The organism is Stenotrophomonas sp. 22LJNL06-5-1 (assembly GCF_056861455.1).
Genome location: NZ_JBSPUE010000005.1, coordinates 124,065 through 137,511, shown reverse-complemented (window position 1 = coordinate 137,511; position 13,447 = coordinate 124,065). Strand labels below are relative to the sequence as shown.

General features: G+C 66.7%; 10 protein-coding genes. 6 read left to right on the top strand and 4 right to left on the bottom strand.

What is annotated here, in order from left to right; genetic code table 11:
- Window positions 1–159: 159 nt before the first annotated feature.
- The 4 genes from AC13GF_RS12510 to AC13GF_RS12495 all read left to right on the top strand — a co-directional run bounded on the left by AC13GF_RS12510 (window position 160) and on the right by AC13GF_RS12495 (window position 5,702).
- A complete protein-coding gene (locus AC13GF_RS12510; RefSeq protein ID WP_253078786.1) occupies window positions 160–642 on the top strand; it encodes a DUF3574 domain-containing protein in 483 nt (160 codons plus the stop codon).
- Between the two features lie 36 nt (window positions 643–678).
- On the top strand, window positions 679–1,536 hold the full coding sequence (locus tag AC13GF_RS12505) for an XAC2610-related protein (RefSeq protein WP_483004816.1): 858 nt from the start codon (window positions 679–681) through the stop codon (window positions 1,534–1,536).
- 128 nt (window positions 1,537–1,664) lie between these two features.
- Complete coding sequence (locus tag AC13GF_RS12500) at window positions 1,665–3,383, top strand: thiamine pyrophosphate-dependent enzyme (RefSeq protein WP_483004815.1); 1,719 nt, start codon at window positions 1,665–1,667, stop codon at window positions 3,381–3,383.
- A gap of 714 nt (window positions 3,384–4,097) precedes the next feature.
- The gene (locus AC13GF_RS12495; RefSeq protein WP_483004814.1) at window positions 4,098–5,702 is read left to right on the top strand and encodes a SulP family inorganic anion transporter; all 1,605 of its coding nucleotides are present in this window, start codon (window positions 4,098–4,100) and stop codon (window positions 5,700–5,702) included.
- A 79-nt stretch (window positions 5,703–5,781) separates the two neighbouring features.
- On the opposite strand, the gene AC13GF_RS12490 is transcribed toward AC13GF_RS12495, so the two are convergent.
- Window positions 5,782–6,492, bottom strand: coding sequence for a glutathione S-transferase (locus AC13GF_RS12490; protein ID WP_483004813.1), 711 nt, complete (start codon window positions 6,490–6,492; stop codon window positions 5,782–5,784).
- Between the two features lie 170 nt (window positions 6,493–6,662).
- On the opposite strand from AC13GF_RS12490, the gene AC13GF_RS12485 reads away from it, so the two are divergent.
- On the top strand, window positions 6,663–7,484 hold the full coding sequence (locus tag AC13GF_RS12485; RefSeq protein WP_483004812.1) for a DUF3014 domain-containing protein: 822 nt from the start codon (window positions 6,663–6,665) through the stop codon (window positions 7,482–7,484).
- A 181-nt stretch (window positions 7,485–7,665) separates the two neighbouring features.
- On the top strand, window positions 7,666–10,251 hold the full coding sequence (gene clpB, locus AC13GF_RS12480; protein WP_483004811.1) for an ATP-dependent chaperone ClpB: 2,586 nt from the start codon (window positions 7,666–7,668) through the stop codon (window positions 10,249–10,251).
- Window positions 10,252–10,323: 72 nt separating this feature from the next.
- On the opposite strand, the gene AC13GF_RS12475 is transcribed toward clpB, so the two are convergent.
- The 3 genes from AC13GF_RS12475 to AC13GF_RS12465 form a co-directional block, all read right to left on the bottom strand.
- Window positions 10,324–11,124 carry a MipA/OmpV family protein gene (locus AC13GF_RS12475; protein WP_483004810.1) on the bottom strand — a complete coding sequence of 267 codons (801 nt, stop codon included), beginning with the start codon at window positions 11,122–11,124 and terminating at the stop codon, window positions 10,324–10,326.
- Window positions 11,125–11,264: 140 nt separating this feature from the next.
- Window positions 11,265–12,554, bottom strand: a complete 1,290-nt coding sequence (locus tag AC13GF_RS12470) for an ATP-binding protein (RefSeq protein WP_483004809.1) — start codon at window positions 12,552–12,554, stop codon at window positions 11,265–11,267.
- The gene (locus AC13GF_RS12465; protein WP_126929997.1) at window positions 12,551–13,288 is read right to left on the bottom strand and encodes a winged helix-turn-helix domain-containing protein; all 738 of its coding nucleotides are present in this window, start codon (window positions 13,286–13,288) and stop codon (window positions 12,551–12,553) included. The genes AC13GF_RS12470 and AC13GF_RS12465 overlap by 4 nt, the downstream gene beginning before the upstream one ends.
- Window positions 13,289–13,447: the final 159 nt, after the last annotated feature.

Below are 13,447 nucleotides of genomic sequence, written 5' to 3'. Positions count from 1 at the left end.
TCCGGATGAAGCGATATATTATCTTCGCGTGATGGCCGGTGCCGATGCAAGCCCCTGCCGGTCCGGCATGAGCTGATGCCCGGTTGGCATCAGCACGCCGGGCCGGTGGCGCTGTACGCTGCCGGCTCGCCTTGTCCCCCCTTCCCCGGAGCTGTACCGATGAAACACCTTGGCCTCGTCTTCGCCGTGCTGCTGGCCACCAGCGGCTGCGCCAGCCTCTCTTCGCAGGCGCCCAGCGCCTATGCCACGGCCACCACCGCCGAACTGAAGGGTGATGCCGCACGCCCGTCCGCCGGCCATGGCTGGGTGCGCAGCGAGCTGTACTTCGGCGTGGGCGAGGAGCAGGGCGCCGGCAACCGCCCGCAGGCCGACACCATCAGCGACGCGCAATGGCGCACCTTCCTGGACAAGGAAGTGACCCCGCGCTTCCCGGATGGCCTGACCGTGTTCGATGCCTACGGCCAGTGGCTGTTCCGCGGCGATGCCTCGCCCAACCGCCTGCGCACCAAGGTGCTGGTGGTGCTGCACGAGGACACCCCGCAGCGCCGCGCAGATATCGAAGCGATCCGCCTGGCGTGGAAGCAGCAGACCAAGCATCAATCGGTGCTGTGGTCGCGGCAGCCGGTCGAGGTATCGTTCTGAGTTGAAGGTGCCGCCGCGGTGCCGCAGGGAGCAGTAATGAACTACAGGGAATGCATGCTGGGCCTGGTGTTGGCCGGCGTGCTGGCACCGACGGCGCAGGCGGGTGGGGACGACGGCGAAACGCTGCGCTTCCAGGTGGCCGCGCATGTGCAGGCGCATGCCGATCCCCAGCAGGACGGCAGCATCGCGGTGCAGCTGTCACCGTCGGGCAAGCGCCAGACGCTGGCGGGCGCGGCCGATGCCGACGGCAATTCGCAATGGGGTCTGGAGGACATCGATTTCGATGGCTACCCGGAACTGATTGCGCGTGCATCGGTGGGCATGGTCAACGAAGCGGTGGCGGTGTACCGCTTCGATCCGGCCAGTGCGGGTTTCCGCGCGCTGCAGGCCGACACCCACGGCAAGGACAGTTGCGGTGACCTGATGGGGCTGAGTGTCGACCGTCCGAGCCGCACCCTGACCAGCAACTGCCGCAGCGGCCCGATGTGGTACACCGACCAGTATCGGTTTGCTGGCGCGAAACTCTATCTGTACCGCGCCGAGAGCGTGCTGATGCTGGGTGATACGTTGAATGCCGCGCTGCATTGGGGACAGACCGACGAGCAGGGCCCGCTGGCGGTCTGGCGCACCTATGATCCCGCCGGCCGTGTGCTGGAAAGTGCCATTGCCGATGGCCTGGGCGCACCGCCGGATGGACCGCTGCGTGGCCAGCAGGCCACCGTGGTACCCGCGCGCCTGTTCCTGTTCGATCGGCCTGGCGCGTCCAGCACCAAGCGTTACCTGGTGCAGGGCGACCGCGTGGAACTGCTGGATGAACAGGACGGCTGGGTGAAGCTGCGCTACCGCAACCCGAAGCAGGGCGAGGTGCTGGGCTGGATCAACGTCAACGATTGAGAAAAGGGGACGGAGGGAATTAAGTCGTTTGTGGCACATACGACTTAATTCCCTCCGTCCCCTTTTTTGCGGAGGCATCACTTCATCGGGTCTAGCCTCGGATATTCCCCCGTTCGAGGATGTATCCGATGAGCAAGCGCGTGGCCGAAATCGTGGTGGACGCCCTGCAGCAGGCCGGTGTCCGCCGTTGCTACGGCATCGTGGGCGATACGCTCAACCATGTGACCGATGCGATGCATGGCAGCGAGATCGCCTGGGTGCATGTGCGGCATGAGGAAGTAGCAGCATTCGCTGCCGGCGCCGATTCGCTGGTGAGCGGCGAACTGACCGCCTGCGCCGGTTCCTGTGGGCCTGGCAGCCTGCATTTCATCAACGGCGTGTTCGAGAGCAACCGCAACCGTGCGCCGATGGTGCTGATCGCCAGCCAGGTGGTGACCAGTGAGCTGGGCATGGAATTCCCGCAGGAAGTGGACTTCAAGGCGGTGTACGCCAGTTGTTCGGTGTTCTGCGAGCAGGTGCACAGCGCCGAGCAGGCCCGTCGCGTGGTCACGCTGGCATGCCAGGCCGCGATCAGCCGCCGCGGCGTGGCGGTGGTGATCCTGCCGGCCGATATCAGCCAGGCTGAAGTGAAGCACGATGTGCCGTTCTCGGTGCACTACACCCAGCCGGTGCTGCGTCCTTCCGACGCCGAACTGCAGCGCATCGCTGAGCTGCTGGGACAGGGCAAGCGCATCGGTGTCTACGCTGGTGCCGGTTGCCAGGGCGCACACACGCAGCTGCTGGAGCTGGCCCGGCGCCTGCAGGCTCCGATCGCGCACACCTCGCGCGCCAAGGACTTCGTCGAACCGGACAACCCGTACAACATGGGCATGACCGGCATCTTCGGCATCGAGTCCGGCTTCCACACGCTGATGGAGTGCGACACGCTGCTGCTGCTCGGCGCCGATTTCGCCTGGGGGCAGTTCTACCCGGACAAGGCCACGATCATCCAGGTCGACCGCGACGGCAGCCACCTTGGCCGCCGTCACCCGGTGAACCTGGGGGTGGTCGGTGACATCGCGCCGACGCTGGATGCCTTGCTGCCGATGCTGCCGCCGCGGGAGGACAGCAGCTTCCTGGATGAATGCATCGAGCGTCGTGACAAGGCACTGAAAAAGCGCGAGAAGGAAGAGCAGCCCGGTGAGGGCGAGCTGATCCATCCGCAGCACCTGACCGCGCTGCTCTCGAAGCATGCCAGCGACGATGCGCTGTTCACCGCTGACGGTGGTTCGCCGATGGTGTGGGTGCTGCGGCATATCCAGGTGAATGGCCGCCGCCGCACGTTGACCAGCCTGCTGCACGGCACGATGGCCAACGCGATGCCGCAGGCGCTGGGGTTGCAGAAGGCGTTCCCTGGCCGTCAGGTGATCTCGCTGTCCGGCGATGGTGGCCTGGCGATGCTGCTGGGCGACCTGCTGACCGCGGTGCAGGAAAACCTGCCGATCAAGGTGGTGGTGTTCAACAACGGCTCGCTGAACTTCGTCGAGCTGGAGCAGAAGGTGGAGGGGCTGTTGGACAACTACACCGACCTGAGGAACCCGGACTTCGGCCGCCTGGCCGAGGTGATCGGCTTCCACGGCCGCACGGTGACGCGCAGCGAGGACCTGGAGGAAGCGGTGCTGGACTTCCTGTCCCAGCGCGGCCCGGCGCTGCTGGACGTGCATACCAGCCGCGCGGAGCTGGTGATGCCACCGCAGATCGAGGCCAAGCAGGTGGCCGGTACGGCGTTGTACGCCGCCAAGGCGGTGTTGAACGGCCGCTTCGACGACGTGAAGCATCTGCTGGTGGATAATTTCCTGAAGAAGTAGGGGGTTGGTCGATGCAGGGCTGCGCCCTGCACCCGCAGAGGCCAATGCAACAGCCGAAGCAACAGCAACAACCGAAGCAACAGCAACAGCGGGCATTCCGTGGGATGGCAGGGCGGGTCCGGTTGCGGGGGACGCCGTAAACCCGTCCCTGGGGGCTTGGCCGCGGCATCCGTGCCGCGGACACCCCCGCAACCGGACCCACCCCGCCTTCGACAGATTTCTGCGATCTGTCGGAATGGCATGGCCGGTGCCTGATGGGTGTCGACCTTGGTCGACACGGTAGGTCCACGCCATGCGTGGATGAACGAAAGAATGATCGGAATGATCTTCTGTAGAGCCGAGCCATGCTCGGCTCGGAGGTTTCGCGTACGGCAGCCGAGCATGGGCTCGGCTCTACAAAGAGAGCCTGCCTTTGCTTTTGATCTTTTGATTCTCTTCCGTGGCTGGCACGCGCAGGAAACTGTCAGGGGCCGGGCGGGTAGGCTGCGCAGGGGTCGCTGCAAGTACGTCCCTGTAAGCTCGGTCGCCGCATCCATGCGGCTCACGCCCCTGCGCAGCCTACCCGCCCGGCCCACCCCCTGAGGTCCGCTGTCCGCGACAAACCCAGCCACGAGGGGCCCCGTCGTTGGCTGGAACCCATCATTCCACGACGGAATTGGCGCGCTGGCCCCGCTGGGCCTACCATCGGCGGTCCCCACCCCCACCGCCCCTTCCATGTCCGCTCCCGCTTCCGCCGCACCGCGTCGCTGGTTCGTCGCCGGCGACTTCAACGGCTTCTTCGGCCTGGTCGTCGACAACCTCTCCATCCTCGGCTTCATCGCCATGGCCCTGGTCGGGATCTTCCAGTTCCCCGCCGACGTGGTCTTCGGCCGCATGTTCCCCGGCACCGCCTTCGGCGTACTGGTCGGCAACCTGCTGTACACCCTGATGGCGCGCCGGCTGGCCGCGCGTACCGGCCGCGACGATGTCACCGCCATGCCGCTCGGCCTGGATGCACCGACCAGCATCGGCATGGCCCTGCTGGTGCTCGGCCCGGCCTTCATCGCCTTCAAGCAGCAGGGCATGGACCCGCACGCGGCGGGCATCGCCACCTGGCAGCTGGGCATGGCCGCGCTGGTCATCATGGGCGTGCTCAAATTCGTGCTGTCGTTCTTCGGCGAAGCGGTCACCCGCGCGCTGCCGCGTGCCGCGCTGCTGGGCTCCATTGCCGGCATCGCGCTGGTGCTGATGGGCCTGCTGCCGCTGCTGGAAACGCTGCGCTCGCCGCTGGTCGGCTTCACCACGCTGGGCCTGCTGCTGTATGTGCTGATCGCCAAAGGCAAGCTGCCGGTGCGTGGCCCGGGTGTGCTGCTGGCCTTCGTGTTCGGCACCGTGCTGTATTACGGCCTCGGCCTGGCCGGGCTGGGCGCACCGGGCTTCCATGTGCCGGCGTGGGTGCCGCCGCAGGTGGTGCTGCCGCTGCCGACGCTGGGCTTCCTCGACGGCCTGCCCACCGCGATGACCTACCTGCCGCTGCTGCTGCCGTTCGGCCTGCTGATGGTGGTCGGTGGCATCAACGTCTCTGAAAGTGCACGTGCGGCCGGCGATGATTACCGCACCCGCGACATCCTGCTGGTGGAAGCGGTGGCCACGCTGGTGGCCGGTGTCTGTGGTGGCGTTGCGCAGACCACGCCGTACATCGGCCAGCCGGCCTACAAGCACATGGGTGCGCGCAGCGGCTACACGCTGCTGACCGGCCTGTTCGTCGGCATCGGCGGCATGCTCGGCATCATCTCCGGGCTGGTGCAGTGGCTGCCGCTGGCGGTGCTGGCACCGATCATCGTGTACGTGGCCATCGACATCACCACCCAGGCCTTCCAGGCCACGCCGCGTCACCATACCGGCGCGATGGTGTTCGGCTTCCTGCCGTCAGTGGCGTACCTGCTGGCGATCAAGGCACCCGGCTGGATCGCGCCGGACCAGCTGCCTCAGCTGCTGACCAAACTGGATGGCCACGGCCTGCCCGAGCTGGCCGTGATCTTCACCCTCGGCAACGGCTTCATCATCACCTCGATGCTGTGGATCTCGGCGGTGGCGGCGATGGTCGATGGCCGCCTGCGTCGCGCGTGCGGCTTCCTGCTGGTGGCGGCGGTGTTGACCCTGTTCGGCCTGATCCACTCGGTGGACCCGCGCGGCGGCATCTACCTGCCGTGGGACCTGGACGGCCTGGCGCGCATCATCAGCTGGCAGTTCGCTGGCGCCTACGTGGCACTGGCGTTGCTGCTGGGGTTGTTGTCGCTGCAGAAGCAGCCGTTGCAACCGCTGGGTGAAAACAGCTGACCCCACGGTAGTGCCGGCCGCTGGCCGGCAACGCGGTGGGCTGCAGACGCATCATGTGGTTGCCGGCCAGCGGCCGGCACTACCGTTCGGCGTCCAGTTCCGGGTAGTGGCGGAAGATGCCGTTGGTGTTGAACGCCAGCCGCCGCTCCGAGCCCAGATAGGCGGCGATGTTGGGCCGCTTCGCCACTCGCTCCTGCAGCGCACGCAGCAGGGGCAGGGTGGGGCTGAGTGCCTGCATGCGGCGCGGGAACATGTAATCCAGCCCGCTCAGCAGTTGGAACAGCGACAGATCCACATACGAGTGCTCACGCAGTGCGTGGCGGCCACCGTTGGCGGCCAGCACCTGCTCGAAGTAGCCGAGGAACTTCGGCAGCCGCTCGCTGCGCAGTGACGCGGCACGAGCCTTGGATTCGGTCTTCTGCTCTTCGTAGTACTTCGATGCAGCGATCGGATGATGGGTGTCGTGCACCTCGGCCACCAGATCAGCGATGGTCAGCTGCAATTGCAGCGCCTGCACCCGCCGCGAGGCCGCCTGCGGCACCAGGTCCAGCGTCGGGCCGAGGAAATCCAGGATGGCCGCGACCTGCGCGATGACCTGGCGGCCCGCCTTCAGGAACGGCGGCGCGAAGGGCTGCGCACCTTCACTGCTGCCATCGAGAAACGGCTGCATCACTGCATCGCCGTGCACCCGCGCCATGTCGATGTAGTCGGCGCCGGCATCTTCCAGCGCCAGGCGCACGAACTCGCCACGGCCCTGGATGCCGGTCCAGTAATACAGCGCGTACTGCATGGCAGTGCCTCCACAGGACAAGGCCCACAGCGTCGCGCGGGGCGTGCAAAGCAGGCGTGAGCGCGGTTCTGGTGCAGGCCCGAACCCGAACGGCAGCGGAACAGGTGGGGAACCCGTTGGAATTGGTGGGGTCACACCTTCTCCATGCGTGTGAAACGAGGTGCTGCATCATGCAGAGTGGAAAGGCGGTATGGCCGTGGGTGTTGGGTGTAGTGGTGATCGGTGGCGCGGGCGGTTGGTTGTTCCGCGATCAGCTGAAGAGCCTGGCCGACGGTGTCTCGGTGCCGGTGCAATCAACCCCTGCCAGTACCGGCGCACCGCCACAACCGCAGGCGGCCGCAGAACCCGCGCCAGCACCGCCGCCGATCAGGCATCCGCTGGATACCGAGGCCGCAGCCGATCCGGCGCTGCCGAAGCTGGCTGACAGCGATGCCGCGGCCTGGGGCGCATTGAGCCAGCTGTTCCAGGGCGAAGGTCCGCTGACCCTGCTGCTGCGCGATCATCTGATCCAGCGCCTGGTCACCCAGGTCGACAACCTGGACAAGCCCAGCGTGCCGCCGACCGCGCTGGCCGCGCGGCCGCTGCCGGGCAACCTGCAGGTCGAGCCGGGCGAGGGTGGCGAACGCATCGCGGCCAGCAACGCGGCGCGCTATGCGCCCTACGTGCAGGCCTTCACCGCGCTGGACCCGGCGGCAACGGCTACCGCCTACAAGCGCTTCTATCCGCTGATCCAGCAGGCCTATGTGGATCTGGGCCGGCCCGACGGGTACTTCAACGACCGCCTGGTGGCGGTGATCGATCATCTGCTGGAGACCCCGGAACTGGACCAGGCTCCGGCGGTACAGCGCGATGAGCGCGGCCGCTACCGCTTTGTCGATCCCACCCTGCAGTCGCGCTCGATCGGGCAGAAGGCGCTGCTGCGCATGGACGCCGCGCAGGCGCGGGCGGTCAAGCAGCAGCTGCGCGCGATCCGCAGCGCGATCACCCGCTGAGCCCGCCCACCGCGCGGAACTGATCGGGATCAACGCGCCGACCACACCCGCTCCGGCATGCTGGCCGCAGGCTGACTGGCCTCGGGGTGCAGTCGCAGCCACCCTTGAAACCGGGTGGGGCAACCGCATCTTTCCAGCATCGCCGGCGCGGGCCGGCCCTGATGACCGATGAGGTTTCGCAATGCGGATGGACAAGCTCACCTCGCGTTTCCAGCAGGCGCTGGCAGACGCACAGTCGCTGGCCGTGGGCCGCGACAACAGCATCATCGAACCGGTTCACCTGTTCAGCGCGCTGCTGGACCAGCAGGGCGGCAGCACGCGCCCGTTGCTGGCCCAGGCCGGGGTGAACGTGCCGGTGCTGCGCGAGCGCCTGACCGAGGCGCTGGATGCACTGCCGAAGGTGTCCGGCCAGGCCGGCAACGTTTCGATGGGCAACGACCTCGGCCGCCTGCTCAATCACACTGACAAGCTGGCCCAGCAGAACGGCGATGCCTTCATTGCCAGCGAGTGGTTCGTGCTGGCCGCGCTGGAAGACAGCGGCACGCTGGGCATGGCGCTGCGCGCCGCCGGTGCCGACAAGAGCCGCCTGCAGGCCGCCATCGACAAGCTGCGCGGTGGCGAGAACGTGCAGTCGGAAAATGCCGAGGAACAGCGGCAGGCACTGGAGAAGTACACCATCGACCTGACCGCGCGTGCCGAGAGCGGCAAGCTCGATCCGGTGATCGGCCGTGACGAGGAAATCCGCCGCACCATCCAGGTGCTGCAGCGCCGGACCAAGAACAACCCGGTGCTGATCGGCGAACCCGGCGTGGGCAAGACTGCGATCGTCGAGGGCCTGGCCCAGCGCATCATCAACGACGAAGTGCCCGAAGGCCTGCGCGGCAAGCGCGTGCTGTCGCTGGACATGGGCGCGTTGATTGCCGGCGCCAAGTTCCGCGGTGAATTCGAGGAACGCCTGAAGGGCGTGCTCAACGACCTGGCCAAGAGCAAAGGGCAGATCATCCTGTTCATCGACGAGCTGCACACCATGGTCGGTGCCGGCAAGGCCGACGGCGCGATGGATGCCGGCAACATGCTCAAGCCGGCGCTGGCACGCGGCGAGCTGCACTGCGTGGGTGCCACCACGCTGGATGAGTACCGCAAGTACATCGAAAAGGATGCTGCGCTGGAGCGCCGCTTCCAGAAGGTGTTCGTGGGCGAACCGTCGGTGGAAGACACCATCGCGATCCTGCGCGGGCTGAAGGAGAAGTACGCCGTGCATCATGGCGTGGAGATCACCGACCCGGCCATCGTGGCGGCGGCCACGCTGTCCAACCGCTACATCACCGACCGCCAGCTGCCGGACAAGGCCATCGATCTGATGGACGAGGCCGCCTCGCGCCTGCGCATGGAGATCGACTCCAAGCCGGAGGAACTGGATCGCCTGGAACGCCGGGTGATCCAGCTGAAGATCCAGCGCGAAATGCTGAAGAAGGAAAAGGACGAGGCCTCGCGGCAGCGCCTGGCCGATCTGGAAAACGACATCGATGCGTTGGAGCGCGAGTTCTCCGATCTCAATGAAATCTGGAAGTCGGAGAAGGCGGCGCTGCAGGGTGCAACCAAGATCAAGGAGCAGGTCGAACAGGCCAAGCTGGAGCTGGAATCCGCGCAGCGCCGCCAGGATTTCGCGCGCATGAGCGAGATCCAGTACGGCCTGCTGCCGCAGCTGGAAAAGCAGTTGGCCGCCGCGCAGGAAGCCGAGCACAAGGACTTCAAGCTGGTGCAGGACCGGGTCACCGACGAGGAGATCGCCGAGGTCGTATCGCGCTGGACCGGCATCCCGGTCAACAAGATGCTCGAAGGTGAGCGCGACAAGCTGCTGCGCATGGAAGAGGTGCTGCACAACCGCGTGGTCGGCCAGGAAGAAGCGATCAAGGTCGTCTCCGATGCCGTGCGCCGTTCGCGTGCGGGCTTGTCCGATCCGAATCGTCCGGCTGGCTCGTTCCTGTTCCTCGGCCCGACCGGTGTCGGCAAGACCGAACTGTGCAAGTCGTTGGCCGAATTCCTGTTCGACAGTGCCGACGCGATGATCCGCATCGACATGAGCGAGTTCATGGAGAAGCACAGCGTCGCCCGCCTGATCGGTGCGCCCCCGGGCTACGTCGGCTACGAGGAAGGTGGCTACCTGACCGAGGCCGTGCGTCGTCGCCCGTATTCGCTGATCCTGCTCGACGAAGTGGAGAAGGCGCATCCGGATGTGTTCAACATCCTGCTGCAGGTGCTGGACGATGGCCGCCTGACCGATGGCCAGGGCCGTACCGTGGACTTCCGCAACACCGTCATCGTGATGACCTCGAACCTGGGCTCGCACCAGATCCAGGACATGAGCGCTGACGACAGCCCGGAGGCCTACACGCAGATGAAGGCGGCGGTGATGGGCGTGGTGCAGGCGCACTTCCGTCCAGAGTTCATCAACCGCCTGGACGACATCGTGGTGTTCCATCCGCTGGACAAGCAGCAGATCAAGCAGATCGCGCGCATCCAGATGCGTGGCCTGGAAAGGCGCCTGGCCGAACGTGGCTTGAAGCTGCTGGTGTCCGATGCAGCGTTCGACCTGCTCGGCAACGTCGGTTTCGATCCGGTGTATGGCGCGCGTCCGTTGAAGCGTGCGATCCAGGCACAGCTGGAAAATCCGCTGGCGCAGAAGATCCTGTCCGGGGCCTTCGTCAACGGCGACACCATCGAAGTCGGCAACGATGGCGGCCATCTGGTATTCGCCAAGGCGTGATTCACACGGGGCGCTGCCTGACCGCAGCGCCCCGTTTGCTGCGAAGTACGCCGGGCCATGCCCGGCGCCCACTCAGAAGCGGTGCGTATAGCCGCTCATCAAGCCGAACTGGTTCGCCTTCTGCACGATCGGGCTGTCGGCCGCATCGCCGAGCAGGCGCGTGCCTTCGGTCGAGATGTACCAGTTGCCATTGCGGCCCACGCGATGGCTCCACTTCAGGCCGAGACCGGCGCTGACCAGGCCGGCCTTCGGCTTGTGCTGGGCAAAGCCGGTGCGCGCCGCTTGTTCCGGACTGACGCCGTACCAGGTCTGCATGTAACCGCGGTTACCGTAGTCGGTGGAAACACTGCCGCTGACCACGCCGCCGGCCAGGTCGAACAGCGGCATGCTCAGATTCAGATGGATCTGCTGGGTGGATAGGCCGTTCTCGGCCTTGTCCTCGTCCTTGCGGGTGAACTGCCAGGAGCCGCTCAGCACGGCTTCGCCCAGCGTATAACCAGCGGAGAGGCCGACCAGGGGACGGGTACGGATATCACCCATGCCGCGCAGGAAGTCCGAGCCACCGAGGGCCGAGTCCTTGTCGCGGCGGCTGCCGCTGGCACCGATGTAGGCGCGCACATGCGTGTGTTGGCCGATGCCCGTGCCCCAGCCGATGCCACTGGTGCCCAGAAACCAGCCACCGGGTGACATGGCATCGAAGGACAGCATGGGCGACGCCTGGTACTCCTTGCTGCCGCTGTAGCGTGGGGTCGCACCGGCACCGGCGGCGACTTCGAAGGTCCAGTGGTCATCCTTGGCGTGGGCGATCGGCGCGGCAAACAGCGGCAGCAGGGCCAGGCAGAGCAGGGACGGAGTACGGCGAAGCTGGGACATGGAATCTCTCGACAATGGGAGGAAAGCAGCACGCGCATCCGGCGAGTGCTGCAGGGGTGCCAGCGTGGCGATATGCCGGCGACCGATCCCTCCGCAGTTGTGCGGGAGTTGTAATCAACTGTAATGGCGCCCTTGGGCGTTCAGCTGGCAGCCAGCGGCCAGTGCATTTCCAGGCGCGCGCCGCCCAGCGTGGCGCGGCTGATGCGCAACTCGCCACCGTGGCGGGCGGCGATGCGGCTGACGATGGCCAGGCCCAGTCCGAAGCCGCCGGTGTCGCGGCTGCGGCTGTCGTCCAGGCGGGTGAACGGCCGCATCACCTTCTCGCGATCGGCTTCGGCGATGCCGGGGCCGTCGTCGTCCACGCGCAGGCAGGCGCGGCCACCAACACCGACCAGCGAGACTTCCACCTGCGAATGCGCGTGGCGCAGCGCATTGCCCACGAGATTGCTGAGTGCCAGCTGCAGCAGGCGTGGCTCGGCATCCACCCGTGGCAACGCACTGGGCTGCACGCGCAGGACCACGCCGGCACGTTCGGCATCACGGCGCGCATCGGCCAGGCAGGCCTGCAGCCAGTCGTTGGCTTCGATGCGCTGCATCGGCTCGCCGTCGCTGGGATGCTCCAGACGTTCATAGGCCAGCAGCTCGCTGACCAGCCGGTTGAGTTCGGCCAGGTCGCCGTGCAGCCCCTGTGCCAGCCGTGCACGGCGTTCGTGATCGTCGCTGTCCTGCATCAGGTCCAGGCCGAAGGCCACGCGCGCGATCGGCGTGCGCAGCTCATGCGAGATCGCATGGGTCAGGTCGCGTTGGCGCTGCACCAGTTCGGCCACGCGTGCGGCCATGCGGTTGGAATGATCGACGATGACCCGGATCTGCGAGCGTGGCGAGACCTGTGCGCGCGCCTGCAGATCACCGGCACCGATGCGGTCGGCGTGCAGGCGCAATGCTTCGAGGTCGCGCCAGAGCAGGCGCACCCAGGCATACAGGCTGGCGCCCACCAGTAACAGGATGCTGAGATAGACGGCAATGGTCATGTACGTCGTCATCTGCACCGCGCCAGGCAGGCGCAGATGCAGCCAACGGCCGTCGAGGCCCTCGATCGGCAGCAGGACCTGCTGGTACTGATCGCGCATGATGAAGCCATCGGCCTGCACGGCCGTCTGTTCCTGCGGGTCGAGCGCGGGAGGACTGTCGAGCAGGGTCAGGGTGATGCCGTAGTGTGGCTGCCACTGCTGCAGGCGCTCACGCTGCTGCCCGGTGTCCAGGCCGGCCAGGCCACTGCGCAGGGCGTACACCTGTCCGCGCACCTGCTGGACGAAGACGCGATCCTGCATGGGCGTGTAGATGCCGTCCAGGATGCGGTTGAAGAAGAACACCGAGATCAGGAAGCAGGCACCGGTGACGAACCACAACCACAGGAACAGCCGCTTCATGCCGTCCAGGCCGACGGGTTGAACTGGTAGCCGCGGCCCCACACGGTCTTGATCCGCCGCGGTTCGCGTGCATCGTCGCCGAGCTTGCGGCGCAGCTTGCCGATGCTGACATCGACGCTGCGGTCCAGGCCGTCGAAGCCGATGCCGCGCACCGCCTGCAGGATCTGGTCGCGCGACAGGATCTGCCCCGGCTGGCTGGCCAGAAGCCACAGAATCTCGAATTCGGTGGTGCCCAGTTCCACCGGCTGCCCGTGCAGGTGCACCTCGCGCTGCATGCGGTCGATCAGCAACCCACCGTGCATCAGCCGGCACGGCGAGCTGGTGTTGCCGCTGCCATGGCGGCGCCGCAGCAGGGCGCGCAGGCGGGCCAGCAGCAGGCGCGGTTCGATCGGCTTGTGCACGTAATCGTCGGCGCCCGATTCCAGGCCCAGCACCTGTTCGATGTCGTCCTCGCAGGCGGTCAGCATCAGGATCGGTACATCAGAGAAGCTGCGGATCTGCCGGCAGACGTCGATGCCGCCGAGGCCGGGCAGCATCAGGTCCAGCACCACCAGTTCCGGCGCATGCTGGCGGCAGGCCGCACCGGCGAGGTCGCCACGCGCGACGTGCTGCACGGCGAAGCCGTGTTCGTGGAGGTAATCGCTGACCAGCTCGGCCAGGCGGCGGTCGTCTTCCACCAGCAGGACCTGGGTCGGTGTGCCGCTGGCGGTGGGTGTCCAAGGGGATGGCTGCATACGCGTTGGGCTTCCGTGCCCGGGCAGGAGCGCCCGGCGGCGAAGCCTAGCAACGGCCCATGACGGCTGCCTGAATCGCGGCCAACCTGATAACCGGCGGTACTGGCGTCATCGCCAGCGGCTTTCAGCGGGCGGCCCCCGCTGACCTATGGTGGCGGT